This is a genomic window from Paenisporosarcina sp. HGH0030 (assembly GCF_000411295.1).
Classification (GTDB): Bacteria; Bacillota; Bacilli; order Bacillales_A; family Planococcaceae; genus Paenisporosarcina.
In genome coordinates this window covers 1,241,528-1,267,256 of record NZ_KE150421.1, presented here as the reverse complement: position 1 = coordinate 1,267,256, position 25,729 = coordinate 1,241,528, and the positions used below count along the sequence as shown (strand labels likewise).

Annotated in this window: 30 protein-coding genes; 22 read left to right on the top strand and 8 right to left on the bottom strand. The window is 39.3% G+C overall.

Annotation, left to right across the window (positions count from 1 at the left end; genetic code table 11):
• Positions 1 to 80 precede the first annotated feature (80 nt).
• From coxB to HMPREF1210_RS06350, 6 genes are all read left to right on the top strand, one after another.
• A complete protein-coding gene (gene coxB / locus HMPREF1210_RS06375) occupies positions 81 to 1,175 on the top strand; it encodes a cytochrome c oxidase subunit II (RefSeq protein ID WP_016427809.1) in 1,095 nt (364 codons plus the stop codon).
• A 34-nt stretch (positions 1,176 to 1,209) separates the two neighbouring features.
• Positions 1,210 to 3,075, top strand: coding sequence for a cytochrome c oxidase subunit I (gene ctaD / locus HMPREF1210_RS06370; protein ID WP_016427808.1), 1,866 nt, complete (start codon positions 1,210 to 1,212; stop codon positions 3,073 to 3,075).
• On the top strand, positions 3,075 to 3,701 hold the full coding sequence (locus HMPREF1210_RS06365) for a cytochrome (ubi)quinol oxidase subunit III (protein ID WP_016427807.1): 627 nt from the start codon (positions 3,075 to 3,077) through the stop codon (positions 3,699 to 3,701). Before ctaD ends, HMPREF1210_RS06365 begins: the two co-directional genes overlap by 1 nt.
• Position 3,702: 1 nt before the next feature.
• Entirely contained in the window at positions 3,703 to 4,038 is a 336-nt protein-coding gene (ctaF, locus tag HMPREF1210_RS06360; RefSeq protein WP_016427806.1) for a cytochrome c oxidase subunit IVB, read from the top strand.
• A 297-nt stretch (positions 4,039 to 4,335) separates the two neighbouring features.
• Positions 4,336 to 5,250 carry a cytochrome c oxidase assembly factor CtaG gene (ctaG, locus tag HMPREF1210_RS06355; RefSeq protein WP_016427805.1) on the top strand — a complete coding sequence of 305 codons (915 nt, stop codon included), beginning with the start codon at positions 4,336 to 4,338 and terminating at the stop codon, positions 5,248 to 5,250.
• Positions 5,251 to 5,289: 39 nt separating this feature from the next.
• A complete protein-coding gene (locus HMPREF1210_RS06350; RefSeq protein WP_016427804.1) occupies positions 5,290 to 5,751 on the top strand; it encodes a DUF420 domain-containing protein in 462 nt (153 codons plus the stop codon).
• A gap of 118 nt (positions 5,752 to 5,869) precedes the next feature.
• On the opposite strand, the gene ytvI is transcribed toward HMPREF1210_RS06350, so the two are convergent.
• A complete protein-coding gene (gene ytvI / locus HMPREF1210_RS06345; protein ID WP_016427803.1) occupies positions 5,870 to 6,928 on the bottom strand; it encodes a sporulation integral membrane protein YtvI in 1,059 nt (352 codons plus the stop codon).
• Between the two features lie 104 nt (positions 6,929 to 7,032).
• Positions 7,033 to 7,398 (bottom strand): YugN family protein, encoded by a 366-nt coding sequence (locus HMPREF1210_RS06340; protein WP_016427802.1) that lies wholly within the window; start codon positions 7,396 to 7,398, stop codon positions 7,033 to 7,035.
• A gap of 151 nt (positions 7,399 to 7,549) precedes the next feature.
• On the opposite strand from HMPREF1210_RS06340, the gene HMPREF1210_RS06335 reads away from it, so the two are divergent.
• Positions 7,550 to 8,626: a CAP domain-containing protein gene (locus HMPREF1210_RS06335; RefSeq protein ID WP_016427801.1), complete on the top strand. Its 1,077-nt coding sequence runs from the start codon at positions 7,550 to 7,552 to the stop codon at positions 8,624 to 8,626.
• Here HMPREF1210_RS06335 and HMPREF1210_RS06330 read toward each other — a convergent pair.
• Entirely contained in the window at positions 8,620 to 9,363 is a 744-nt protein-coding gene (locus HMPREF1210_RS06330; protein ID WP_016427800.1) for an aspartate kinase, read from the bottom strand. The two genes, HMPREF1210_RS06335 and HMPREF1210_RS06330, sit on opposite strands and share 7 nt — an antisense overlap.
• A 112-nt stretch (positions 9,364 to 9,475) precedes the next feature.
• On the opposite strand from HMPREF1210_RS06330, the gene HMPREF1210_RS06325 reads away from it, so the two are divergent.
• Complete coding sequence (locus tag HMPREF1210_RS06325; RefSeq protein ID WP_016427799.1) at positions 9,476 to 10,951, top strand: UDP-N-acetylmuramoyl-L-alanyl-D-glutamate--2,6-diaminopimelate ligase; 1,476 nt, start codon at positions 9,476 to 9,478, stop codon at positions 10,949 to 10,951.
• On the opposite strand, the gene HMPREF1210_RS06320 is transcribed toward HMPREF1210_RS06325, so the two are convergent.
• Complete coding sequence (locus HMPREF1210_RS06320) at positions 10,922 to 11,410, bottom strand: PaaI family thioesterase (protein ID WP_016427798.1); 489 nt, start codon at positions 11,408 to 11,410, stop codon at positions 10,922 to 10,924. The genes HMPREF1210_RS06325 and HMPREF1210_RS06320 overlap by 30 nt on opposite strands.
• 87 nt (positions 11,411 to 11,497) lie before the next feature.
• Here HMPREF1210_RS06320 and HMPREF1210_RS06315 point away from each other — a divergent pair, with 87 nt between their 5' ends.
• Positions 11,498 to 11,950, top strand: coding sequence for a YlbF family regulator (locus HMPREF1210_RS06315; RefSeq protein WP_016427797.1), 453 nt, complete (start codon positions 11,498 to 11,500; stop codon positions 11,948 to 11,950).
• Between the two features lie 121 nt (positions 11,951 to 12,071).
• Here the strand turns inward: HMPREF1210_RS06315 and HMPREF1210_RS06310 are convergent, their stop codons facing one another.
• The gene (locus tag HMPREF1210_RS06310; protein WP_016427796.1) at positions 12,072 to 12,980 is read right to left on the bottom strand and encodes a glycerophosphodiester phosphodiesterase; all 909 of its coding nucleotides are present in this window, start codon (positions 12,978 to 12,980) and stop codon (positions 12,072 to 12,074) included.
• Between the two features lie 130 nt (positions 12,981 to 13,110).
• Between HMPREF1210_RS06310 and HMPREF1210_RS06305 the strand changes: the two genes are divergently transcribed.
• A complete protein-coding gene (locus tag HMPREF1210_RS06305) occupies positions 13,111 to 13,383 on the top strand; it encodes a YlbG family protein (protein ID WP_016427795.1) in 273 nt (90 codons plus the stop codon).
• Position 13,384: 1 nt separating this feature from the next.
• Here the strand turns inward: HMPREF1210_RS06305 and HMPREF1210_RS06300 are convergent, their stop codons facing one another.
• A complete protein-coding gene (locus tag HMPREF1210_RS06300; protein WP_016427794.1) occupies positions 13,385 to 13,774 on the bottom strand; it encodes a hypothetical protein in 390 nt (129 codons plus the stop codon).
• A gap of 117 nt (positions 13,775 to 13,891) precedes the next feature.
• Between HMPREF1210_RS06300 and rsmD the strand changes: the two genes are divergently transcribed.
• Together rsmD and coaD are read left to right on the top strand one after the other, a co-directional pair.
• Positions 13,892 to 14,461: a 16S rRNA (guanine(966)-N(2))-methyltransferase RsmD gene (gene rsmD, locus HMPREF1210_RS06295; protein WP_016427793.1), complete on the top strand. Its 570-nt coding sequence runs from the start codon at positions 13,892 to 13,894 to the stop codon at positions 14,459 to 14,461.
• On the top strand, positions 14,454 to 14,939 hold the full coding sequence (coaD, locus tag HMPREF1210_RS06290) for a pantetheine-phosphate adenylyltransferase (RefSeq protein ID WP_016427792.1): 486 nt from the start codon (positions 14,454 to 14,456) through the stop codon (positions 14,937 to 14,939). Before rsmD ends, coaD begins: the two co-directional genes overlap by 8 nt.
• Before the next feature lie 115 nt (positions 14,940 to 15,054).
• On the opposite strand, the gene HMPREF1210_RS06285 is transcribed toward coaD, so the two are convergent.
• Positions 15,055 to 15,945 (bottom strand): hypothetical protein, encoded by an 891-nt coding sequence (locus tag HMPREF1210_RS06285; RefSeq protein ID WP_016427791.1) that lies wholly within the window; start codon positions 15,943 to 15,945, stop codon positions 15,055 to 15,057.
• A gap of 100 nt (positions 15,946 to 16,045) precedes the next feature.
• Here HMPREF1210_RS06285 and HMPREF1210_RS06280 point away from each other — a divergent pair, with 100 nt between their 5' ends.
• Positions 16,046 to 17,095 (top strand): SepM family pheromone-processing serine protease, encoded by a 1,050-nt coding sequence (locus HMPREF1210_RS06280; protein WP_016427790.1) that lies wholly within the window; start codon positions 16,046 to 16,048, stop codon positions 17,093 to 17,095.
• A gap of 199 nt (positions 17,096 to 17,294) precedes the next feature.
• Here HMPREF1210_RS06280 and HMPREF1210_RS06275 read toward each other — a convergent pair whose 3' ends face one another.
• Positions 17,295 to 18,506: a nucleotidyltransferase gene (locus HMPREF1210_RS06275; RefSeq protein WP_016427789.1), complete on the bottom strand. Its 1,212-nt coding sequence runs from the start codon at positions 18,504 to 18,506 to the stop codon at positions 17,295 to 17,297.
• A 127-nt stretch (positions 18,507 to 18,633) separates the two neighbouring features.
• On the opposite strand from HMPREF1210_RS06275, the gene HMPREF1210_RS06270 reads away from it, so the two are divergent.
• The 9 genes from HMPREF1210_RS06270 to HMPREF1210_RS06230 all read left to right on the top strand — a co-directional run bounded on the left by HMPREF1210_RS06270 (position 18,634) and on the right by HMPREF1210_RS06230 (position 25,647).
• Entirely contained in the window at positions 18,634 to 19,164 is a 531-nt protein-coding gene (locus tag HMPREF1210_RS06270; RefSeq protein ID WP_016427788.1) for a DUF177 domain-containing protein, read from the top strand.
• 24 nt (positions 19,165 to 19,188) lie between these two features.
• Positions 19,189 to 19,362: a 50S ribosomal protein L32 gene (gene rpmF / locus HMPREF1210_RS06265; RefSeq protein WP_016427787.1), complete on the top strand. Its 174-nt coding sequence runs from the start codon at positions 19,189 to 19,191 to the stop codon at positions 19,360 to 19,362.
• Positions 19,363 to 19,443: 81 nt separating this feature from the next.
• Positions 19,444 to 20,205 carry an enoyl-CoA hydratase/isomerase family protein gene (locus HMPREF1210_RS06260; RefSeq protein WP_016427786.1) on the top strand — a complete coding sequence of 254 codons (762 nt, stop codon included), beginning with the start codon at positions 19,444 to 19,446 and terminating at the stop codon, positions 20,203 to 20,205.
• A 335-nt stretch (positions 20,206 to 20,540) separates the two neighbouring features.
• Positions 20,541 to 20,921, top strand: a complete 381-nt coding sequence (locus tag HMPREF1210_RS06255) for an RsfA family transcription factor (RefSeq protein WP_016427785.1) — start codon at positions 20,541 to 20,543, stop codon at positions 20,919 to 20,921.
• A gap of 171 nt (positions 20,922 to 21,092) precedes the next feature.
• The gene (locus HMPREF1210_RS06250; protein ID WP_016427784.1) at positions 21,093 to 22,448 is read left to right on the top strand and encodes an acetyl/propionyl/methylcrotonyl-CoA carboxylase subunit alpha; all 1,356 of its coding nucleotides are present in this window, start codon (positions 21,093 to 21,095) and stop codon (positions 22,446 to 22,448) included.
• Position 22,449: 1 nt separating this feature from the next.
• Entirely contained in the window at positions 22,450 to 22,662 is a 213-nt protein-coding gene (locus HMPREF1210_RS06245) for an acetyl-CoA carboxylase biotin carboxyl carrier protein subunit (RefSeq protein WP_016427783.1), read from the top strand.
• A gap of 45 nt (positions 22,663 to 22,707) precedes the next feature.
• Entirely contained in the window at positions 22,708 to 24,249 is a 1,542-nt protein-coding gene (locus HMPREF1210_RS06240; protein ID WP_016427782.1) for an acyl-CoA carboxylase subunit beta, read from the top strand.
• A 119-nt stretch (positions 24,250 to 24,368) separates the two neighbouring features.
• Positions 24,369 to 25,265 (top strand): 2-dehydropantoate 2-reductase, encoded by an 897-nt coding sequence (locus tag HMPREF1210_RS06235; protein WP_231391113.1) that lies wholly within the window; start codon positions 24,369 to 24,371, stop codon positions 25,263 to 25,265.
• A complete protein-coding gene (locus HMPREF1210_RS06230) occupies positions 25,258 to 25,647 on the top strand; it encodes a DUF3397 domain-containing protein (RefSeq protein WP_016427780.1) in 390 nt (129 codons plus the stop codon). The genes HMPREF1210_RS06235 and HMPREF1210_RS06230 overlap by 8 nt, the downstream gene beginning before the upstream one ends.
• The last annotated feature ends 82 nt before the right edge of the window (positions 25,648 to 25,729 follow it).

Below are 25,729 nucleotides of genomic sequence, written 5' to 3'. Positions count from 1 at the left end.
GAATTTAGAATTCATATAGAATGGAACCACAGTCCGATTTACACATGAATACAACTACGAAAGAGGGGTTTGATTAAGCTATGATGAAAGGGCTCAAAAAGTGGCGTCTCTTTTCTCTGCTGACAGCTCTAACGGTCTTTTTGTCTGGATGCGGTGAAGAACACTTATCTACACTTACTCCAGCAGGACAAGTCGGTAGAGATCAATTGGATTTAATGTTGCTTTCAACAGGAATCATGGTACTTGTTATTATTGTAGTAATGATTGTTTACGTTCTTGCAATCGTCAAGTTCCGTCGTTCTAAAGTGGGCGAACATGTAATTCCTAAGCAAGTAGAAGGAAGTCACAAATTAGAACTTATCTGGACTATCGTTCCGATTATTTTACTATTGATTTTGACAGTTCCTACTGTAGTCTCTACATATAAATTGGCGGATGTCAGTGGTATGGATGCAGTCGATGCAAAAGGCAATAAGACAGCAGTAACGGTTAACGTTAAAGCAAATCTTTACTGGTGGGAATTTGAGTATCCGGATTTGGGAATCGTTACATCCCAAGAATTAGTAGTACCGACGCAAGAGAAAGTTTACTTTAACCTTAAAGCAGCAGATGTTAAACACTCATTCTGGATTCCTGCAGCGGGCGGTAAAATGGATACAAACGTTGAGAACCTAAACACATTCTATTTAACATTCGACAATCCTTCAGATAGTCTTGAAGATGGTGTGTTTTATGGTAAGTGTGCGGAACTTTGTGGTCCTTCACATGCACTAATGGACTTTAAAGTAAGATCTTTAGACCGTGATGATTTTGATGCTTGGGTAGCAGACATGAAAGCATCAAAAGCAGAAGAAACACCAGAAGGTGACGTTGCTCAGCAAGGTCAGGAAATCTTCAACACTAGCTGTATTGCTTGTCATGCTGTATCAGGTGCGGGCACAACTGGTGGTGTAGGTCCTAACTTAGCGACCTTCGGAGATCGTAACCGAGTGGCTGGATTCATGGAAAAAACAGATGAAAACGTTAAGGCATGGATTAATGATCCTGAAGAGCATAAACCAGGTAACTTGATGCCTCAACCTGAAGATTTACCTAATAGAAATGGTAAAGAATTAACAGATCAAGAGCTCACAGCTCTGACAGAATACTTAATGGGACTATCTGTAGAAGATTAATCTTCTACAGAATGACAAGAAGGAGGTTAAAGTTGTGAGTTCAATCGCACAGAAAAAAGGCTTTGGTGCCACTCTTTGGGACTATTTAACAACAGTCGATCATAAGAAAATTGCCATCCTTTACCTCATTACCGGTGGATTCTTCTTTATCGTCGGCGGTATCGAGGCTATGCTTATACGTATACAACTAGCACAACCTGACAATGATTTTGTGAGTGCTGGTCTTTTCAATCAAATTATCACGATGCATGGTACAACCATGATTTTCCTGGCTGCCATGCCATTGTTATTAGGCTTTATGAATGCCGTTATGCCACTTCAAATCGGTGCGCGTGACGTTGCTTTCCCATTCTTAAACTCTTTAGGTTTCTGGTTATTCTTCTTCGGAGGAGTATTCCTTAACTTATCTTGGTTCTTGGGAGGAGCACCTGATGCAGGATGGACTTCATATGCATCGCTTTCATTAGCTTCACCGGGTCATGGGATTGACTTTTATGCTTTAGGTCTATTCATTTCCGGTTTTGGTACATTAATCGGAGGTATTAACTTCCTAGTTACAATTATCAACATGCGTGCACCAGGTATGACTTACATGCGTATGCCATTGTTCACTTGGACAACTTTTGTTGCATCAGCATTAATTCTATTCGCTTTCCCACCATTGACGATTGGGATCATTTTCATGATCGTTGACCGTATGTTCGGAGGAAACTTCTTTGATCATACAATGGGTGGTAATACTATTATTTGGGAGCATTTATTCTGGATCTTCGGACATCCTGAAGTATATATCTTGATTTTACCTGCTTTCGGTATCTTCTCAGAAATATTCCCTACGTTCTCACGTAAACGTTTGTTTGGTTATTCAGCTATGGTCTTCGCAACTGTATTAATCGGTTTCTTAGGATTCATGGTTTGGGCACATCATATGTTTACAGTAGGTATGGGACCAACTGCTAACGCAATCTTTGCTGTTGCGACAATGGCAATCGCGGTTCCTACCGGAGTAAAAATCTTTAACTGGTTGCTTACAATGTGGGGCGGAAGTATCATCTTTACAACACCTATGCTTTACGCGATTGGGTTTATCCCATCTTTCGTTGCTGGTGGTGTAACGGGGATCATGCAAGCTGCTGCACCTCTTGATTATCAATTGCACGATTCATACTTTATTGTTGCTCATTTCCACTATGTTATTGTTGGTGGGGTAGTACTTGGATTATTAGCTGGTTTACATTTCTACTGGCCATTAATGTTCAACACGATGTTAAATGAAACACTTGGAAAAGTAACTTTCTGGTTATTCTTCATTGGTTTCCACTTAACGTTCTTTATCCAACATTTCCTAGGTTTACTTGGGATGCCACGTCGTGTGTTCACGTATGGTGCAAACCAAGGATGGGACACTTACAATCTCATCAGTTCATTAGGTGCTATTTTCATGGCAGCCGGTGTTATTGTTCTAGTGGTGAACATCATCATGACGATCGTGAAAAACGAAAAAGTTGGTCGTGATCCATGGGGTGATGGTCGTACTTTAGAATGGGCTGTTCCACAACCTGTACCTTTCTACAACTTTAAACAAACACCACTTGTTCGTGGTCTGGATACATTCTGGATTGAAAAACAAGAAGGAAATAAAGAAGGAATGACTTACGCAGAGCCAGTAGGCGATATCCATATGCCTAACAATTCATTTATTCCTGTTGTTATTTCATTTGGTCTATTCGTAGGAGCATTTGGTGCTTTATACAATGGAGAAAAATCTTGGGCAGTGCCTGTGATGTTCTTGGGATTAGCTATCACATTCGGTTCAATGATCGTTCGTTCATTGAAAGATGACCATGGATATCATGTTCATAAAGAAGATTTATTGAATGAAAAAGGGGGTAAACACTAATGGACTTAAATACTAAGTACACCCCACAATCTTGGCCGGATCATCCGGAAAATTCCACTTTGGAAGGTAAAAATAAATTTGTTGGATTTTGGCTTTTCCTTGGTGGAGAAACTGTAACATTCGCTAGTTTGTTTGCTACTTATTTGGCTTTGAAAAACAAAGGTCCAAGTGGAATGGAATTCACGACACAAGGTTTGTTTGAATTACCGTTAGTATTCATCATGACAATGTTACTTTTGACTTCATCTTTAACAAGTGTTTATGCGATGTATCACATGAAAAACTATAACTTCAAAGCAATGCAAGCATGGTTAATGGTAACAGTATTACTGGGCGCTGCATTCCTAGGCTTTGAAATTTATGAGTTTAAACATTATGTACATGAAGGATTTACTTACGGTCAAAGTGCTTTCAGTTCATCTTTCTTTACACTAGTTGGAACACACGGAGCTCACGTCTTGGTTGGACTAGTATGGATTACCCTTCTTATGGTTCGAAATTCGAAGCGTGGCTTGAATCTTTATAATGCGCCTAAATTCTATTTAGCTTCTCTTTACTGGCACTTTATTGACGTAGTGTGGGTATTTATCTTCACGGTAGTATACTTGATGGGAGTGATGGGTTAAGATGGCACACGATGTACACAATCATGTAAAATCTCAAACCGAATATGAGTATAAACGTCGACGTTCTGCAAATGAGATGCGTGGACAATTGACAACGTTTGCGATTATGATTTTCTTAACTTTGATCGCATTCACGGCAGTCTATGCTGATTTCTCTCCAAATTTAGTTGCACCAATCATTTTGTTATTGGCAGCGATTCAGGTTGTTTTACAATTGTATTACTTCATGCATATGAGCCATAAAGGTCATGAAACTGCATCCATGTTTTTATACAGTGGGGTAATTGTAGGTTTCATTACCGTATTGACATTTGTTACAATTATTTGGTGGAATTAACGATCGAAGCGAGCAAGGAAAGTTTTGTTTTTCCTTGCTTGCTTTTTTTTATGGCAATTTTTTGTCGGAGATTCTAATCAGAGCGTTTACAAACTTTAGAAAAGCCATGTAATTGTTTTACAAAATCAAAATTTATTTAAGCCTATTTATAAGTAGAAATACGAAGATAGATTTCGAAGTGAACCGAATTCTACTCTATTTCAGTCTATTTAATCGCATTGTTCATAGTTCGTTCATTGATGTTATGGCAGATGGGATTTATAATGGGGGTACTGAAGAAAAAAGGAGCGAGTAACGATGCCTTTAAGTATATTTGGATTTCAAGCGTTATGGAGTCCGTTTTTCCTATTATTGACGCTAGTAGTTATAGGGCTTTATTTTTATATAACTTCAAAAAAACAGCATTGGTTTGAAGAGACTCAACCTGTAACTAAAAAAGAAATTACAGCTTTTGTCAGTGCCATGCTTTTGCTTTACGCAGTGAAAGGATCACCTATCGATTTAATGAGTCATATTTTATTTTCGATGCACATGACGCAAATGGCTTTATTGTTAATGTTAGTTCCGCCATTGCTAATCGTTGGAATTCCAACATGGGTATGGCATAAAATCATCAACAATCGATTTATTAAACCCATCTTCAGATTCCTTACCAAACCTTTGTTGGCTTTAATCGTGTTCAGTGGCTTGTTCTCTATATATCATATCCCACTTATTTTGGATAATATTAAACAAAACGAGCTTTACCATTCTGTATTCAATCTCTTTTTGTTCATATCTGCCGTACTTCTTTGGTGGCCAATCATGAATAAATTAAAAGGTGAACACCAAGTACACGGATTAAGTAAAATTGGTTATATTATTGGGAGCGCCATTTTGATTACGCCTGCCTGTGCACTGATTATCTTTGCAAGTCAGCCAATGTATGCGACTTATTCAAATGGTGACGCTTGGTTAAAAGCTATGGAACTCTGTGTGCCTACATCTACATTGTCCGGATTAACTTTGTCCGGTCCAGAACTGTTTACGAATATGCCAGTAATGGAAGACCAGCAATTAGGTGGTGTCATTATGAAAATTATTCAAGAAATCATTTATGGAGTCATATTGGCTATCGTGTTCTTCCAATGGTATCGTTCAGAACAAGATAATGCAGAAGAGATTACCCAAAAGGCATTACAAGATCGACAAGCTTATGCAGCAAACAAATAATCAACCTTCATAAATTGGTGAGTGTTAGGAGAAAAAGAGATGAATCCACTTGTATTGCCGACTATCAGTACGTTTTTTATTGCGTTAAGCGCCGTCCTTGTTGCGATTGGTTGGGCTTTAATTAAACAAAGAAAAATTGAAGCACATAAGAAAACCATGTTTGCAGCTGCAATTGCAGCACTGACATTCTTTATTATTTATGTTTCACGAACGTTGTTTATCGGAAACACAGCTTTTGGCGGACCCGATGAATATAAAATCTTTTATACTACTTTTTTAGTCTTTCATATTATATTGGCTACGACAGGTGCGGTATTTGGTCTCTTTACCATTTGGTCTGGCTATAAAGACAATTTGAAAAGACACCGCAAACTAGGTCCAATTACAAGTATTATTTGGTTTTTCACTGCCATTACTGGCGTAATGGTCTACTTATTGCTGTATATAATCTATGAAGGTGGAGAAACCACTTCTGTTTTTAAAGCGATATTAGGATTTTAATTAAAGACCCAGTTAAACAATGTCTTTAATATAAAGGGAGCGATTCCCTCTAATTTTTATCAAAATCAAAGATAATAAAAAATGCCAATCACCTTGTTATTGAGGTAATTGGCATTTTTTATAGTTTGAAATTGGTTTTGATAATACCGGCTTCTTTTGCTGTAGTGAAAATGATGACGACAAATGGACCGATGATTAATCCGAGGAAACCGAAAATTTGTAATCCGATAAACATGGCAATTAATGTGGCAAGAGGTGATAAACCAATCTGAGAGCCCATTAATTTGGGTTCTACAGCACGGCGAATGACCAGCAACACTAACGCCAGAATGGCAAGTTTTGTTCCCATGGCAATGTCCCCAATGACAAATTGGTACAATGACCATGGTCCGACAATGGCAATCGAACCAAGTATAGGAATAATATCGATGATCCAAATAACTATAGACATTATAATTGCATATTTTGGGGCAATGAATAATAATCCAATAAAGCTTCCTACTAAAATAAATAAACTGGCAAGCAATTGGGCTTTCAAAAAACCAAAAATGACAGAATTTAATCGGGAAGTCATAAAACGAACTTTTTCAGCAGTTGCAGGCGTCAGATGACGAAATACCATTTTCTTCAGTTCTGTTAAGTCCAACATAAACAGGAATAACGTGATAATGTAAACGATAAAACTGACTAAAAAATTTGGTATGCCTGTCAGCAGTTTGCTGATACTATTGTAGCTTACAATCCCCAAAATGGCTTTTTGCATAGTGTTTAAAAACTCATCTAACTCATTTTTAATCGAAGTTACCACTTCAATGGGCATGCCTTGCGTAAAACTGAATAATTTGCTTTGGACATTCATCCATGATAATGACAGTGTATTAAAATAATCGGGTGCAATTTTAGTCAATTGAATAATCTGACCAACTAATTGGGTGATAGTGAAATATAAGGTAGCGGTAATGAGTAATAAAAATAATATAAAAACGGTAATAACGGCAGTCTTTCGATTCCATTTAAACTTTTCTTTACACCATTTAACAATCGGTTCAAGGAAAAAAGCAGTAATTAAAGCTAGAAGAATTGGAACTGCGAGAGGGAGTACAAAGGTTAAAAAAAGGATGAGCAATACAATCAATAAAGCTAGTATTAAAAATTTCTTGGTAATCCACTTTGGCATCAGCATCACCTCATTTTTCCATATTGTATAAGTATAGACAACATTGTCACTTTTGAAAAGCAATAGAAAAAACGCCGAAGGAATATTATTCCTCGGCGTTTCCATTATGCACGAATTTCAAATGCATTGATATCTGCTTTAACAGCAGCCAATGTTTGCTGACATGATTTAACCAAATGTGCCGGGAAGACTTCTTGGTCTCCATATTCAACACCATGAGGGAAATAATGTTTACCTACAACTGGTTTCATCAAGGTAATGATTGCATCGTGAGCGCCAACATCGCCATCTTTTGTGAAGCCGAAAATACGTAAATAGAATGTGCCTTCTTTAATTTCGTATTTTTTGTCATAAGTAACACGTTCGTAATCCCATTGACCTTCACGTACAAGACCGTGGTTTAACATAATATCATCTAATAATTGTAAATCAGCTGCTGTATTTTCAATACCTGTGTTTTCAAAATACATAAAATCGTCCTCCTTATACATGCTTTACCCTAAGTAACGCGTTCCATTTTATAATAGTGCAATTTTGCATCTGTTGCAATGACAACATTGTGTCAATACGCTTTACACTGATATAATAGACTCATCATTTTCCTTATGAGGAGTTGTCTTATTGAAAGTATTGGTTAGAATCTTAATTTTATTAGCTATTATCATGACTGTCATTTTTTATTCCGACCAAACTGTTCAAGAAAATGATTTATTGGAAGCGCCCGGTCCAACAGGGCAAGCTTTGCCACAGGAAAACTTATTACCCCCATCTGGGGAAGAATCAGTCCCAAGACCAGAAAAAGGACTATCTACGCTTATTGGACAACATACTAAAAAAGTGGTGGAATCATTTGGGGAACCTAACCGAATCGAGCCTTCAGCTTACGGATATGAATGGTGGGTGTACAATAGGTCACTCGATTCTTATATGATGGTAGGCGTTAACGGGGACACCATAACTCAAATATATATTGCAGGAGAAAGCCTTGATGCCTCACCCTATCAAGTTGGGCAATCCATTGATGATTTATACCGCTTTACTATAATCGAGTCGGAAATTACCGTGCAAATCGATTCGAATGTTTATACATTCACCATCAACGACCAAGATATGACGAACCGATTATTAATTAAATTCGATGGGCTTTTTGCCCAAATTTATATGGATGAAGAAGACCAAGAAGTGGAAGCCATTCGTTTTACTGATCCAAAGACACTTGTTCTCCATCAGCCTTATGAAATGACTTACAAAGGTGACTACTTAGCACCTAAAGTACCTTCAACGACATTGCAAAAATCTATTGATGCATCAAATGAACGCCAATTATTTGAATTGACGAACGTGTATCGTTCACGTCATTCCGTAAATACAGTTATTGAAGATGATGCTCTTGGACTTGTTGCAAGCAAACATAGTGAAGATATGGCGATGCAAAATTATTTTTCTCATGAGTCACCGGATTTTGGGGATTTGGAAAACCGTTTGGAAGAGTCGCTTATTGTTTATGACAGTGCAGCTGAAAACCTTGCAGCGAATTATTATGATTCAGCAGAAGTTGTAAATGGTTGGTTAAATTCTTCAGATCATAGAGAAGTTTTGCTAAAAGAAGATTTTACCCACCTGGGCGTAGGAACATTTGGCAAATATTATACGCAAAACTTTGTAAAACGCGAGATGAATGTCAGAAAAGGTCAATGAGCAGCGGAGTTTATCCATGTTCCTTCTTCTGAAGAACCGAAAGGACGAATATGCAGTGGAATTTGGTGCTTAGCCGCCATGTCCACTGCTTTTTTTTGTATCAGTGGGTGTGTCTCAGTTTCACAAAGCTGCTGAAGCTTTTCATACGAAACTTTCGGTAATTTATATACATTTTCCGAGTTTTTTGGATCACCGGACATGACACCTGGTACATCTTTATAAAATTCAACCGCCTCGGCATCGAATAAATTGGCCATCACGATTGCAGTTAAATCACTGCCACCGCGTCCAAGTGTCGTAAAGCGATGATCTGTCGTAATTCCTTGAAACCCTGGTACAATTACACATGGTACATGCTGGAGCAATTCTTTAATGACTTTTTTAGATGTTTTAATAATTGAAGCATCTCCAAAATGGTCATCCGTGTAGATACCAGCCTGTATGCCATACGCTAATTGACACGGAATCTGTTGCTTTAAACATTCTGCTGATAGAACGGAAGAGGCCAGGAGCTCTCCGCAAATAGCGGCAACATCTTTTGATTCTGGTGCAATTTGAAATGCGTCCGTTATTCGAATCAGTGTATCGGTGGAATAAGGATCCCCATGACGCCCCATTGCTGAAACAACCACCAGAACCGATTTATATTTGGCTAAACCTTCTTTAATATGTTGAATACATACTGCCCGCGATGCTGCATCTCTCACCGCTATGCCTCCGAATTTTTGCACAATCATCAAACCCGCTCCTTATTAATCATGAGTGACATTTTCCCGCATGCTTACATACGATGAACGTACCTTGACTGTAATGTATTCGGTCAATTTCATTTTGTGTAGGAGGGGTACAATGACTTTGGTCATTGCCGATTTATTAAAAGACTGGCCGTGTACGTGGTTACACGGATCCTTTAATGAAATCATATGTGGGGTCAAAGAAAATTCCAAGGAAATTCAAGCCGGTGATGTCTTTGTAGTTATTAAAGGGAAAAATGCCAATGGTGCTACTTATATAAATGAGGCAATCGAAAACGGGGCGGTCTGTATTATTGCGGAAGATCGAGAACATGAAAAAATGTGTAGAGAGGTGGCGTTTGGCATCGTGCCAAACACTAGGACCTTTCTTTCTCATGCTTGTGCCCGTGTTCATGGGAATCCATCAAAACAATTGCACGTGGTGGCGGTGACTGGAACCAATGGTAAGACAACGGTAAGCCATATGATAGGTCAAATGCTCACGATGCTTGGCTACCAAACAGCAGTAATCGGTACATTAGGACTTTTTATAAATGGAAAAAAAGTTGATGAGAATTTTCCATCACTCACTACATGGTCTGCTTCACATCTCCATCAAACCTTTGCCCGACTGTTAAAAATGAACATTACACATGTCATAATTGAAGCTTCATCGATGGGATTAGCACAGCACCGACTGGACCATTGTTCAATCCAACAAGGGGTATTTCTAAATCTAGGACATGATCATCTTGAAGATCATGAAGGCATTGAGTCCTATAAAAAAGCAAAATGCAAATTAATGGATATAAGCCGAAAAGTTGTTGTGAATAAAGACGATTCTTTTTGGTTGGAAAAAGGAAAAGAATGCACGAAAGAACTGAATTGGTTTGGCGAAGAATTCATCCAGCTGAAAGAAATAAAGCCAGTATCAACGAATGTGACAATATTCGATGAAGGAGATTGTGATGGCTATGACGTGGAAGTTGGTTTTACAGGACTCTATAATATCTCAAATATAGCGGCTGCAATTGCGACTATACGACAATTGGATATTCCGATGTCATCAATTATTCCGCTACTCCCCAACATTACTTTACCCCCTGGCAGATTTCAATTCATCTTAAAAAAACCTTTTCAAGTAGTCATAGATTATGCGCATACACCAGAAGCTCTGCAACATCTACTTTCTTCAGCATCAAGAATTACTGAAGGACGATTACTTGTTGTATTCGGATGCGGAGGAAATCGCGACCAAGCGAAGCGAAGTGCTATGGGAGAGATTGCAGCATTTTACTCACATAGCATGTGGGTGACATCAGATAACCCCCGATTAGAGGATCCTCTGAAAATCTGCCAGCAAATCGTTGGAAATTTGCCGGAGACTTCCAAGATCCATATCGAAGTCGATCGAGCAGCTGCGATTCAACAAGCGCTTCGGTATTGCAAACCTGGAGATTTACTCTGTATAGCAGGGAAGGGTCATGAGTCCACTCAACATATTGGCGATCAAGTTATCCCTTTTTCAGACGAACAAACCGTTCTGCTAATATTATCGACGTTACCGATGGCGGGGAACCACGAAAAATGATCCATTGCCAACCGCAAGCTTCTTGCCATTGTCGTCCGTAATTTCACCGGTAACCACCATCGTCTGGCGTCCTTTATGTGAAAAAGTAGCACGTGCATGTAAATGACCTTCCGTGGCCGTCGCCAAATAGTTAATGGATAAGTTCATGGTTACAGCGGCAAATTCTTCAGATAGTGAATGATTTGCGAGGACACCCATCGCGGTATCAAGCATAACGGCCAGAATACCACCGTGAGGGATATGAAGAGTGTTATGAATATAAGGAGTTATTGGGATGGATATCGTGCAAGAATCATCGCTTAATTTCTTCTCCATATGCAAAGTAGCGCCTAAATAAGTGGAAAGATCACCACTTTGTTTCTTCTCAAAGCCTTCCAACCATTTTGATAACGTAGAGACATCTTCGGTTGATGCATGAATTAATATGTTTTCGAGTTGATTACGTACTGATTTTTTCATGTTGTTTCTCCTAACTTTTAGCAAATGCAGGTCTTTTATTTTATGAGTCCAATCTGTTATGATTAAAATAGATTGGAGGAATGTCCGATGATGATGACATCAGAATGGGCAAACATCATGGATGAAGGAGATAGTTTAACACAGATGATTTTATCCTCCGAGCAAGTAGAACGCTTCAAAGAAGCATATTTCGCCGTTTATACAGACGAATTATTAAATAGACAGATTGCTTCTTTTTCTCGTTTAAAAGAGCAGTATGAAGATGTTCAACGCTTCGGAAAGTATCATCCGGACTATCAGCACGTGATGAAGTCTATTCGAGTACAAAAACGCGCACTTGATATGAATGAACGTGTCGCTAATTTAAGACTGGCTGAAAACGAATTGCAAGATTTGTTGGATGAAGTCAGCTTATTAATAGGAAAAACTGTATCTGAATCTGTCAAGGTCCCTGTCAGCAATCCGTTCTTCGCTTCAGCTGCCTCTTCTTGTAGTACAGGAAGCTGTGGAACTGGTGGTTCTTGTGGCTGTTCAGCTTAAATAAAAGATTGTAGCTTGGGTGCGTAACTGCTCTTGAGCCGGACATAACAAAAGGATGTGCGCGTAATGTGCACATCCTTTTTCTTATTCTTAAAGAAAGTTTTAGCTTATACACATTTTCTTATGCAATATGTTCTGCCAGTAACGCAACGGCTAAATCTGGACGATCTGTAACAATTCCTTTTGCACCTGATTGCAACAAACGCTGCATTACTTGAGGATCATTGATTGTCCAGTAGTGAACGGGAACATTCAGTTTGCTCAGGAAGTTGATAAAACCTTCTCCATCAAGTGGGAAAACACCGGATTTCACTGGAATTTGAAAGACGTCTACACGAGGATGATACAAATGTCCGAACTGACTTGTGTAGGCAGAATACGCTTTACGCACTTCGTTTTCTCCTGCACCAAGTGCCACCGAATTTTGAGCATACAGGTTGAAACGATCGATTTGCTCGTCATGGAAGCTCGTGACAACCACACGGTTTTGAGCACCAAGTTCTTCTATCAAACGCCATAATTTTGAAGGAATCAAGCTACCTTCATACGTTTCAGGAGAATCCTTCATATCGATGTTAATCAACATTTGTGGGAATGCTTCAAATAGCTCACGTAGCGTGATAGCAGTTAAGCCTTGTCCACGATATTCATATTCTTGCTGCTCATTAATAAACTGATAACCCAGATCAAAAGCCTTAAGTTCAGAAAGTGTCATATCTGCAACACGTCCTGCACCGTCAGTGGTACGATCTACATATTCGTCATGGAAAACCACGATTTCTTCATCTTTTGTCAAGCGAATATCGATTTCAAATCCATGAACTCCAAGTTCAGCTGCTTTTTTGAAAGCTATCATGGAGTTTTCTGGAGCAATCAGAGAACCTCCACGATGAGCTAAGATAATCGGATGTTCATATTGAAGTGCTTCTTTATCAGGGCGTTTTTGAGGTTTTGAGATGGCTTTAGAGCCTGCCCAGGCAGCAGCACCAGCTGCGGCGATTGCGAATGCTACTTTCGTTTTCTTTCCCATGTCTAATTCCTCCTCATGCAAACTTGCTTTCCCCATTATAAAGGAAAGTATAGCAAACTGTCAGCTTCAAGCGGTTGCGAACGTTTTCTTTCATATGGTATTCTTTTAAGTAAGAAAAGAGGGAACTCGCATGAATGAACGACAAGGATTAATTGTATATGTACATCATTTAAAACAAGCGAAGTCGCTGAGGAAATATGGACATGTTCAATATATTTCCCGAAAATTAAAGTATGTCGTAATGTATTGCGACCTCGATCAAATTGAAGCGATTTCAACGAAATTACAAAAACTCCCGTTTGTAAAAGAAGTCAGTCCTTCCTACCGTCCGTTTGTCAAAACTGAATATGAAAATTCTAAACCGGACAAAGCAAAAGAATATGACTATAAAACGGGCTTATAACTTAGCTTAAAGGCGGCAAAATGTGATGCAATCTAAACAACCCGATTAAATATTGATGGTACAAAGCGGGCTCAGCAAAATAAGATGAATGCTTAACTTCGAGACGGTGTGGGGAATAATTTCTTTCCTGCAGCGTTTTTTCAATTAGTTGGATGCGTTTGCTCGGTTTTTCTTCCGAGTATTCAATCCCTTCGCGACAGAAGTAAATCGGCGTGAATTTACTATCATCTACAGGTTTTAATATAAGAGCGATGCTCAATTTTTTGACGTCTTTCGATACGGATGTCAAAATACATACACGATGAAAACGGTGCTCGTTGGTTTTTAATAATTCAATCCATTCATAAATATCGCTATAACCTTCTCCTAGTTCAATAAAGCGTTGAATCATGAGAAAATAACACATCCTTTCAATAGCCATCTTATCATGGCTTGTAGCATGAAGCATATGAAAATAAAGTCAGAAATGGCTTTTCAATAACCGATGAATCGGACAAGGAGGAACGTCATGAGAGTAATTTCCGGAGAACAAAAAGGACTCCCATTAAAAGCGGTGCCTGGTGCGGGTACACGACCAACAACTGATAAAGTGAAAGAATCAATTTTCAATATGATCGGTCCATACTTTGAAGGAGGGCTTGCTGTGGATTTATTCGCAGGAAGTGGGGGGCTCGGTATCGAATCGCTCAGTAGGGGCATAGATACGTGCATTTTTATCGAAAAAGATCCGCGTGCTATACAAACGATTCATGAGAATCTAAAGAAATGCAAACTAGATAATCGCTCGGAAGTATACAAAGCAGATGCTACACGTGCAATTAAAGCTTTGGAGAAAAGACAAGTACGAGTGGACTTGCTGTTTTTAGATCCACCCTATCAAAAAGTTGGGTATTATGAATTGATCGAGCAGTTTGTGGAAAAAAACTTATTGACTGATGATGCAATCATTTTGTGTGAACACGAAAAAGGTGTAGATTTGCCAAATACATATGGGTCATTTACTCTAACAAGACAAGAACTTTATGGCAGTACCATAATTTCGATTTATCGACAGGAAGAAGGAGAACACCATGACTAAAATTGCAGTCGTACCAGGGAGTTTTGATCCTGTTACATTCGGTCATTTAGATATCATCAAACGAGGTGCTTCCGTATTTGACGAAATACACGTGGTCGTACTAAATAACTCCTCTAAAAAACCACTTTTTACGATTGAAGAACGTATGGCATTAATTAGTGAAGTGACAGCAACTTTGCCTAATGTCCGTGTGGATTCTTTTTCTGGCTTACTTGTCGAGTACGCTAAAAGTGTCAATGCACATGCCATTGTACGTGGATTAAGGGCGGTATCCGATTTCGAATACGAAATGCAGATTACGTCCATGAACCGTGTATTAAATGACAATATCGAAACATTTTTCATCATGACGAATAATCAATATTCATTTTTAAGTTCGAGCATTGTTAAAGAAGTGGCGAAATATGGTGGCGATATTTCTGAACTTGTACCTAAACCTGTAGAAGAAGCCTTGAAAATGAAATTTGGATTAGAATGAATCACGCAATGATTTTGCGTGATTCTTTTCATATGTCCTGTTGCAAGCACCTTTTTTCAATAAAGCTTAGATTTCAGGAGAAGCTCTTGAGCATCTGCATCCAATGCCCTTTCTTTTAAAGTATTAAATAACAACACCCAACAAATAGAAGAAAATGAATCAGTCGATATACGACATAAGGTTTTAACGAAAGTTTGGCTGATTTCGCCAACACCATGATTTGCATATGTATGCTTAAACCATTGAAAGATAGAATGATTACTGCCAGAAGAGGAAAAAAGGGTGCCATATTAAATAATTGATGTGCAACTTCGAGCCCTGCAGTCATCTCAAATAGTGAATAAATGAAAACTGTTACCTGATGAGGGATACCATTGAACACGACCCCCATTATTTCCCTGATAACTGTACTGATAGTAGTGAAGAAGACTACCGTAGTAGCTACCAAAAGCAAAATGGAGGCAGCTTGGTGAATCCCTTCGCTTAAAGGGGAAGTAACTGGCTTGGCTATGTTATCATTTTTTGAGATGCTTGGTAGTGGAATGAATAAATGAAGGAAAACTAAAAATAACAAATTGATCGTATGTAAAAGTACCATTAATAGAATACCTGTGTTGGCGGATAACAGAAATTGACTCCCAACCACGCCTACCACAAACATGGGGCTAGGCGCATGGCAAATTCCAAGTAAGTGACTTGCATGACGCTTACTGATCATGCTTGCCTGCGACAAGGTCGAAATAGTTGCCGCACCGGTAGGGAATCCACCAAACGCTCCTATCGCATATACTTTGATGCTGTTGCCAACGTGGGATTGCCATTTATTTTTTTTGTAGAGTTCATACAGTAGCCATTGAGAAACGACTAAGTAAGGTAATAAATATGGTAAAAGACGTTTAAGAAAAACCTGAAGTCCGAGCTGTGAACCTTGATGAGCTATCCCAGGCATGAAGATAAACAAAATCATGAGAAACCAACAAATGAATAAATTGGTCTTATGTAGCATGTGAAATTTCCCCGTTTCAACCGTTTTGTCAGAAGTAAAGTGAAAGTGCTACACTATGTATATGCAAAAAGTAAGCTTGTCATCATGGAGGTGAGGGTACATGCCAAAGAAAAGTACAATTGGCTTTTTCATCGTTTGTATTTTACTTATAAGCGGGACAGTTTATCCCGTCGATGCTTACATCACAAAACCCGGAGGGGCGTATCCACTTGAACCGCTTGTAGATGTAGAAAGTGGAGATGAGGATGATACTGGGTCGATGAGTTTAATGACCATCGCTTTATCGAAAGCAACGCCTCTTACTTATGCATGGGCGAAAGTGTCCGACCAACAAGAGATATTACAAACCAATCAAGTTAGAAATCCTGACGAGGATGACGAAGAATATAATGTTCGTCAACTCCATCTTATGTCGCAATCACAATTTAATGCGATAGAAGTGGCATTCAAAAAAGCCGGTAAACCTTATGAAATTACAACCAAAGGTGTCTTTGTTTTAAATGTCTTGCCGAAAGGTGCGGCTGACGGCTTACTTAGTCCTGGAGATCGAATCTTGCAAATCGATGACGTCAAGAGTGATAATCAACAAGGGATTATCGATTATTTAAAACAGAAAAAATTAGGCGATATTGTCACACTGCATATTGAACGTGACGGAGAAAAAGATTCAGTTGAAGTTGAATTGAAGCCGATTCCTACTGATGAGAGCCGAGCTGGTCTAGGAATCACTTTTACTGATGATAAAGAAATCACGACTACACCGAAAGTAAATATTAAGGCAGACGAAATCGGAGGACCATCTGCAGGACTAATGTTTACATTGGAAATTTTGAACCAGTTACTGGATGAGGATCTAACAAAAGGTTATAAAATCGCGGGAACCGGAACCATGCAGGAAAACGGTGAGGTGGGACGGATCGGTGGAATTGACTTGAAAGTCATTGCTGCCGATAAAGAAGATATCGAGATTTTCTTTGCACCTGACGATGAGTTACCAGAGGAAGTATTGAAAAATAATCCTACACTGAGATCAAATTATTTGGATGCAAAAGAATCAGCAGAAAAAATAGGCTCGACGATGAAAATCGTGCCTGTGAAAACAGTTGATGATGCACTCGCTTATTTAGATAAGCTAGAACAGAAAAAGTAATCTAGTTCCACTAATGTGAAGTTGAATAGGTTCCGACTGTTCTATAAGTCTGTACGTAGCAATACCATAACCGAACAATTAAAAACTTGGCAAAGTGACAAAGTCACTTCGCCAAGTTTTTTTCGTAGGGCTATGGTGCAGTTGGTTAAAGTCCAACGCACCCGGTTATATATTACGAATGTTTATGAAAATTAATAAACTATAATATAATCGGTGGTTTGCGATAATCCATTCCAACCGGTTGTTTGATTTTTGGTGATTGCAATCCCAATTGATATAAATCAGATGCATGAATGTCTAAATCCAATAAAGAATCTTTTGTTGCAGCAACTCGACTGACGAGTGGCAATGAAAGATTCTTTTTCTTTTCACTCAAATACTTTTGTCCATTTTGAGTCATGCCAAGAACCCGTAAATACGTAGGCTTTTGATGTTCTTTCAATGATTCCCACGTAAAGCCTGTATAAATATGAGTAAGCATTCGTTGTATGCGTGTCCACGTATAACGCTTCGATTTTACCCGGCTCATAAAATCTTCAAATGTTTCGCATTCCCTTGCCGCTTCATGAATTAGATGCTCGATACCTTCTGTTACTTCAGCATATGAAGCAAGGTTTTTTGTTGATGAACGGATAATCGTATGTCGTAGAAGGGGCCAGAACTGTTGCCAACTGCCAAATACCCCTATAGAGTCTTTCCACTTCAATAGTTGTTCCAATGAGGTGTGTGGCATGAATTTTCCCAATGCTTCAATCGAGCCATCGTCGAATAGAGCCTTACGGATACCTGTAGCGCTTGCGATGGATTGGTCTTGATCAACATTATCATGATAATTCGCCACGATTCGTTGAATGGTTACAGGCTTGATATGTGCCTGCATCTGACAGGCTGCTTCAATATAGTGATAACCGAGAATATTATTTGGTTTTGATAAGTCAACTAATGGCAAGTTTAAGTGTGTTGTGATGTCTGAATAAGCTTCGTTTAATGCTTTTGGATAACTTAATCCAAGTTGCATGTATTGTTTAATCGAATTTTGGTAAGCCTCTTGTTGTGTAGTAAGGACATCATATGAGCGTGTAAAAGGCTCAATTGTCCCTTCCTCACTTCCAAAACAAAATGCTTCGCATTCAAGGGCTTCCAGCAGTGTAATTGAACCACGTGCAAAGTCACTGGCTTGTGCAGTTGCAAAAACGTAAGGGAGCTCGATTACGATATCTACGCCAGCTTTTAGAGCCATTTCTGTCCTGGACCATTTATCCACCAGGGCAGGTTCTCCTCGTTGCAAAAAATTCCCGCTCATAACAGCAATAATAATATCTGCGGCTGTCTTCTTGCGAGATTCTTTGATATGATAGAAGTGTCCGTTATGAAACGGATTATGTTCGACGACTACACCAGTTGCTTTCAAGCTTGTGACCCCCTTATATCATTTACTCTAGATTATACGGGTCAAAAAAAGGAGTGACAAGAAATTATCTTGACATCCAATTTTCTGCATTATATAATCAACTTTGTTGTCTTGAGGTGATAAACGAATGAAATGGGCAATTCATCAACTATCTAAATATCGCCATGACGGGATGCCAATTGATGAAACGATTCAATTGGATGAAGTGATGGAACGTAACCCGGACATCCGGAAAATTTCACCCGTTCATGTAAAAGGGCACTGCACATTTGGTGCAGCGCAAATGACTTGTCATTTTCAACTGACAGGCACCCTTACCTTACCATGTGCTCGCACGTGGGAAGATGTTGAGTATCCGTTTGATATTCAAACAGATGAGATTTTCAGCTGGTCGGAAACACATAAGGAAGACGATGGAGAAATTCATTATGTAGAAGGCGATGTTGTTAATGTCGACCCTGTATTTGAAGAATTGATTCTTGTCGAAATTCCGATACAAGTGTTTAAGGAAGATGCAGAGCATCAACCGATTCCGGGCGGAAAAAGCTGGTCATACTTAACTGATGAGGAATTGTCTGCTAAAGAAGAGAATGAACATAAAAAATTGGATCCTAGACTTGCTGATTTAGCAAAGTATTTTGATCAAACAGACGAATAAACGATCTGTAAGGAGGTGCCACCAATGGCTGTACCGTTTAGAAAGACTTCTAAAACAGTAAAAAGAAAACGTCGTACGCATTTCAAATTATCTCTACCAGGAATGGTAGCTTGCCCAAACTGTGGTGAATCAAAATTGGCTCACCATGTTTGTAAATCATGCGGACAATACAAAGGGAAAGAAGTATTGAGCAAATAATTCAGTATTTGTTCTATAAGGCTACCAGAGAGACCATGGCTCTCCGGTGGCCTTTTTCTCTATTTTCAAGGAGGAGCTTACATGACATTTGCAATTAATCGAGAAGATAATATTCTACGTTTTACTATTAAACGCCCTGAAATTCGAAATGCAATCAATCATGAAGTCATAGATGGTCTTGAGAAACTAGTTTCAAATGTACATAATGATTCAACTATACAATTTGTTGTTATTACCGGTGAAGGGGATGAAGCGTTTTGTTCTGGTGGAGATTTATCCGTCTTTCACGGTCTCCAGACGGCGCAAGAAGCCTTCCCAATGCTTGATCGGATGGCTAATGTTCTTTATCGAGTTGCCACTCTTCCTGTGCCTGTCATAGCACTTGTCAATGGGCACGCTGTAGGAGGTGGTTGCGAGATTGCTACCGCATGTGATTTCCGGCTAGTCTCGTCAAAAGCCAAAGCAGGGTTTATTCAAGGCTCTCTAGCTATTACAAGCGGCTGGGGCGGAGGAACCTATTTATTTGAAAAATTAGCAAGACAAGATGTAGCTATGCATATGCTGTGTGAATCAAAACCTTACTCAGCAGCTGTGTTACTTGCTAATGGGTGGGCTACACAAGTTTATGAAGGTGATAAGGAACAAGCTATGGAGAGATTTCTATCCGAGATGAAAAAAGTAGAGGCTTCTGTTCACCGTGCTTATAAACAAATGTTAATCCGTAAATGGATTGGTCAAAATCTACTGAGCCAAATTAATGAAGAAGTTAAAAACTGTTCACTACTTTGGGAAGCGCAGGAGCATCACGTGGCTGTTCAAAAATTCTTATCGCGGAAAAAATAACGTATTACTTAGATTTTTATACATAGGCTCTGTTATACGATGGTGTTGATAGTAAGGGAAACTGCGACAAACACCTGTGCTCCTGCGGTTACTCGTCGTATAGAAGCGGTCCAAATCAAAACCTTTGGCCCGCTTCTTTCCTGCGGAAAAACCTAAAAGCCTGTGCTTCTGTTTCTGTTTCTGCATCGCTACGCTAGCTTCGAAACATGAAAGTGCGTTGCATTGTTGCGATCATCAAAGTTACTTTAAAGACACATTTTTTGTACTTTTTAAACCTCAACTTCTATTCTTTCTATTTGCGCATATAGTAGAAAAAAACGCGAGGTGAAGAATCTATGACTCAAGTTAAAAGAAAAGATCAATGGACTGCTGAGGATGACCATAAATTAGCATCCACTGTTTTGGAAATAGTTAAAAACGGAGGCACGCAAATTCATGCATTTGAAGTGGCTGCTGAAAAACTATCTCGTACGAAACAGGCTTGCGGCTTCAGGTGGAATAAAACGCTGAGACATACTTATGGACAGGACTTGAACCATGCAAAACAAAAATATCAACATCCAATGCATACACACTTAAAACAAGCGATGACCAGTTATGATGAACTGCTGGAAGCGCATGATAGGCTACAAAAGGAACATGCGCAACTGAAAACATTCGTCCAGCAAATTCAGCGTGTTTGTCTGGAAAGTCCATTTATTAGTCAAAAGAATTGATAATAAAATATCGACCGTTTCTTTGAAGATTGTATCTTTAAAGGGGCGGTCTTTTTAAATTTGTTTGTCTAGTTTGAATATTTCTTCATTCAAAGGTTGAAATCGTTTTCATTTTTCGTATAGACTATTGAAGATGGGGTTTCATGTTCAAACAGCATAGGGGGACAACATATGAAGAAAATTTTAATTGCAAACAGGGGAGAAATTGCACGACGAATTATCGAAACATGTAAGAAGTTACATATTGAAACAGTGGCAATTTATGCAGAAGCGGACGCGGAATTACCTTATGTAAAAGAAGCTGATTCAGCATTCTTGATAGGTCCAAGCCAAGTTCAACAATCTTACTTGAAAGTGGATGATATTTTAGCCTTGGCTAAGCGTGAAGGGGTTGACGCCATTCATCCAGGCTATGGTCTGCTTTCAGAGAATGCAAGTTTTGCAAGGAAGATTGAAGAAGAGGGCATGATTTTCATTGGTCCCGAGCCAGAAACTATCGATAAAATGGGCGATAAAATTGGCTCACGTCAAACGATGCAAGCTGCAGGAGTGCCAGTGGTACCAGGGACGGATGAAGGAGTACTTACGTTGGAAGCGGCGTTGGAAGAAGCGCAAAGAATTGGCTATCCGATTATGCTTAAAGCAAGCAGTGGTGGTGGCGGAATTGGCATGATTCGCTGTGATGATGAGCAAGCGCTCAGTCAGAATTTCGTTTCTGTGAAAACTCGTGCGAAGGCTTACTTCGGAGATGACGTGGTCTTTTTGGAAAAATACATTTCCGGCGGGCGTCACATTGAAGTGCAGATTTTTGGTGACACTCATGGTAATATTGTTCATTTGTTTGAACGCAATTGTTCAGTACAACGACGTAATCAGAAAGTAATTGAAGAATCACCATCACCGAATTTCCCACAGCCTGCACGTGAACGGTTGCTTAAAGCTGCAGTTGATGCGGCAAAAGCGGTGAATTATCGCAATGCTGGAACTGTGGAATTCATCGTGGATGAAAACAATGAATTCTACTTCTTGGAAATGAACACTCGACTTCAAGTGGAGCATCCGGTGACGGAAGCCGTTACTGGACTTGATTTAGTGGAATGGCAATTGCAAGTGGCACAAGGGGAGGCTTTACCGATTCCCAATCAAGCAGACATTCATTCCTCCGGGCATGCTTTAGAATTCCGGATTTACGCAGAAGACCCAAAAACGTTCTTCCCTTCACCAGGAAAAATCAACAAGCTGGATTGGGGAACTAAAGAAGACATTCGTATTGATGCAGGTTATGAAGAAGGAAACACAGTAACTCCTTTTTACGATCCAATGATTGCTAAAGTCATCATTCAATCAGAATCTCGTGAACAGGCAGTAAAAAAAGCGCAAACATTCTTTTCATCGGTTACGATTGAAGGAGTAAAAACGAATGTTGCATTGTTCCAGGAATTTTTAGGAGCGGAAGCGTTTATGAACGGCACATATACAACAGCGGTATTACCACAATGGCTTGAACAACAAAAGGAGGAAAAATAACATGAAACAAATTCAATCAACAATGGCCGGTACAGTTTTCAATATTACTGTAGCAGTAGGCGAAGAAGTAACTGCAGGACAAACGGTTATGATTTTAGAATCAATGAAAATGGAAATTCCAGTTGAAGCAGAAACAGCTGGTAAAATTGCGAAAATTGATGCGCAAATTGGCGATTTCGTTAATGAAGGCGATGTACTAGTAACATTCGAATAAAAATTACATGGGGCAAGTGGGATTGAAACAAAGGGGGTAACATACATGACGGTTAAGACAACTTATAACGAACGCTTAGAAGAAAAACTGACTGGTATTTTTGCGGGAGGCCATTCAAAATATCATGAAAAAATGAAAGAGCAAAATAAATTATTTGTTCGTGAACGTTTAGCATTGCTTTTTGATGATGGTGAGTATTTAGAAGATGGTCGCTTTGCAAATTGTGAAGCAGGTGACTTGCCTGCAGATGGCGTCGTAACGGCGACAGGTAAGGTCGGAGGTCAACAAGTTTGTGTAATGGCCAATGATTCGACAGTAAAAGCGGGTTCATGGGGATCACGTACAGTTGAGAAAATCATTCGAATTCAGGAAATTGCAGAGAAAAACCGTGTACCGATGCTATATTTGGTCGATTCTGCTGGAGCGCGAATTACTGATCAACTAGATATGTTCCCAAATCGTCGTGGAGCAGGTAAGATCTTCCACAATCAAGTTCGTATGTCTGGTTTTGTACCTCAAATTTGTTTGCTATTCGGTCCATCAGCTGCAGGTGGTGCGTACATCCCGGCGTTTTGCGATATCGTCATCATGGTTGAAGGAAATGCATCCATGTATTTAGGTTCGCCGCGTATGGCTGAAAAAGTAATTGGGGAAAAAGTGACATTGGAGGAAATGGGCGGCGCACGCATGCACTGTTCAGTTAGCGGATGCGGAGACGTTTTGGCATCATCAGAACAAGAAGCCATTTCTGAAGCTCGTCGTTATTTAGCATACTTCCCAGCGAATTTTACGGAAATGCCAAAAGTGGTTGAACCAAAAGCGGTAAAAGATGGCCGTACGCTGGAAGCAATAATCCCTGAAAATCAAAATGCACCATTTGATATGTACGAAGCGATTGATCAATTAATTGACGAAGGTTCATTATTTGATATCAAGAAATTGTTTGCGACTGAAATCATCACTGGACTAGCACGAATTGAGGGTCAAGCTGTTGGGATTATCGCTAATCAACCGAAAGCCAAAGGCGGCGTATTATTCGTGGACTCGGCTGACAAAGCAGCAAAATTCATCAATTTGTGTGATGCGTTTGGTATTCCATTGTTGTTCCTGGCAGACGTACCAGGATTTATGATTGGTACAAAAGTTGAGCGTGCAGGCATTATTCGACATGGTGCGAAACTGATTATGGCCATGAGCTCAGCAACAGTGCCTAAAATTTCTGTTATCGTTCGTAAAGCATATGGAGCTGGTCTCTATGCAATGGCTGGCCCTGCATTTGAGCCGGATGTGTGTATAGCACTGCCAACTGCTCAAATTGCAGTAATGGGTCCCGAGGCTGCAGTGAATGCTGTATTTTCAAACAAGATAGAAGCCATTGAAGATCCGAAAGAGCGTTTGAAATTTGTTCAGGAAAAACATCAGGAATATAAAGAGCAAATTGATATTTACAAATTAGCTTCAGAAATGATTATTGATGAAATTGTGGCGCCTAGTAATTTACGTGAAGTGCTGGCGATGCGTTACCGTGCCTATAGTACGAAACATATTCCACAACCACCTCGTAAACATCCAGTTTATCCAGTATAATCATGAGAAAGACGAAAGGTCTGCCGTTTGTCGGTAGGCCTTTTCTGATAGATAATAGAAATAGACTAGCTAGAATGGCGCATTGCGCTTTTCATTTGGGAGTTGAATGTGCATTGAAAGTGGTCATTGTTGGAGCGGGTGCAATCGGTTTGCTGATTGGCTCATACTTGAGTGAACAAAAACATGAAATTACCTACATAACAAGAACTCATGAACAAGCAGTTACTCTATGTACCAAAGGAATTACTCGCATTCAACCTGATGGTGAAACTGTGCATACAAAAGTGTTTGCCAGTACAGAGTTCAACCAAGCTCCTACAGATGCTTTATGGATCATTGCGGTTAAATATCACCATTTATCTTCAATTGAACCCCATTTGAAGTCTTTGCCTGAGTCAACGGCTTTGTTATTTACTCAAAATGGACTTGCTCACTTACAGTGGGTTAACCAATTTAACAATCACCCGGTTTATATAGCGACCATTGAACACGGCGCCATGAAAGAGGATTCGTCGATAGTCGTCCATAAAGGAATCGGTGTCACAAAGATTGCTCCATACATAAAGAAAACAAACCATTTGGACTTTACCTTATTTGAAAGTCCTTTATTTCACATTGAGCTAGCAGAAGATGCTTATGGAATTGTATTACGCAAAGCAATATTAAACGCCTGTATTAACCCAATCACTGCGGTTTTACAAATAACGAATGGTGAACTGCTTACAAACTCTCATGCCTATTTCCTGATGAAAACAATATTTTATGAAATTGAAAGTGTTTTTGCAGAGATATCGCAACTGCTGACTTTTGAGGAAGTAAAAGCACTTTGTATAAAAACAGCCAAAAATAATTCTTCCATGTTACAAGATCGACTTAATCATCGAACAACTGAAATTGAACCAATCGTAGGGGCACTACTTCAAATGGCTGCAACTAGAGATAGAGATTTGCCGGTGTTGCGAACGCTATACCATTTAGTATTGGCGATTGATGAAATTGGTCAATCTCATGACTAATATTATTCAAGCAATGGTCAGTTTCCTTATCGTTATGCCTCTATTCATGTTCATTGTGGTTTATATCATTTCATTGAAATTGACAAAGAAAATGTCTAGAGCTTTTGGCCATGCAGCAGATATAACAACCTTTCTTCTGTTCATGTCAATTCCTGTAGCACTCAAATCTTTGTTTCATATAGAAACGATGGGTATTATAGTTGGTTTGGCCTTAATCACGAGTGTCTTGCTGACAATACTGGAATGGAAGTCGAAGAAGGAAATAGAATTATTGACCTTGCTCCGTAAAATTTGGAGAATTTTGTTTTTAGTTCTCAGCTTTTCTTATTTTATTATCTGGTGTGGAGGACTTGTGATAAAAGTAATAGAATACATGAATTAATGCTGATAAGTCGTTTGTTTTTCCAGGCGTGCCGTCAAATGCTATACTCGATTTGTATTTAGAAACAAAAGGAGTTACCACG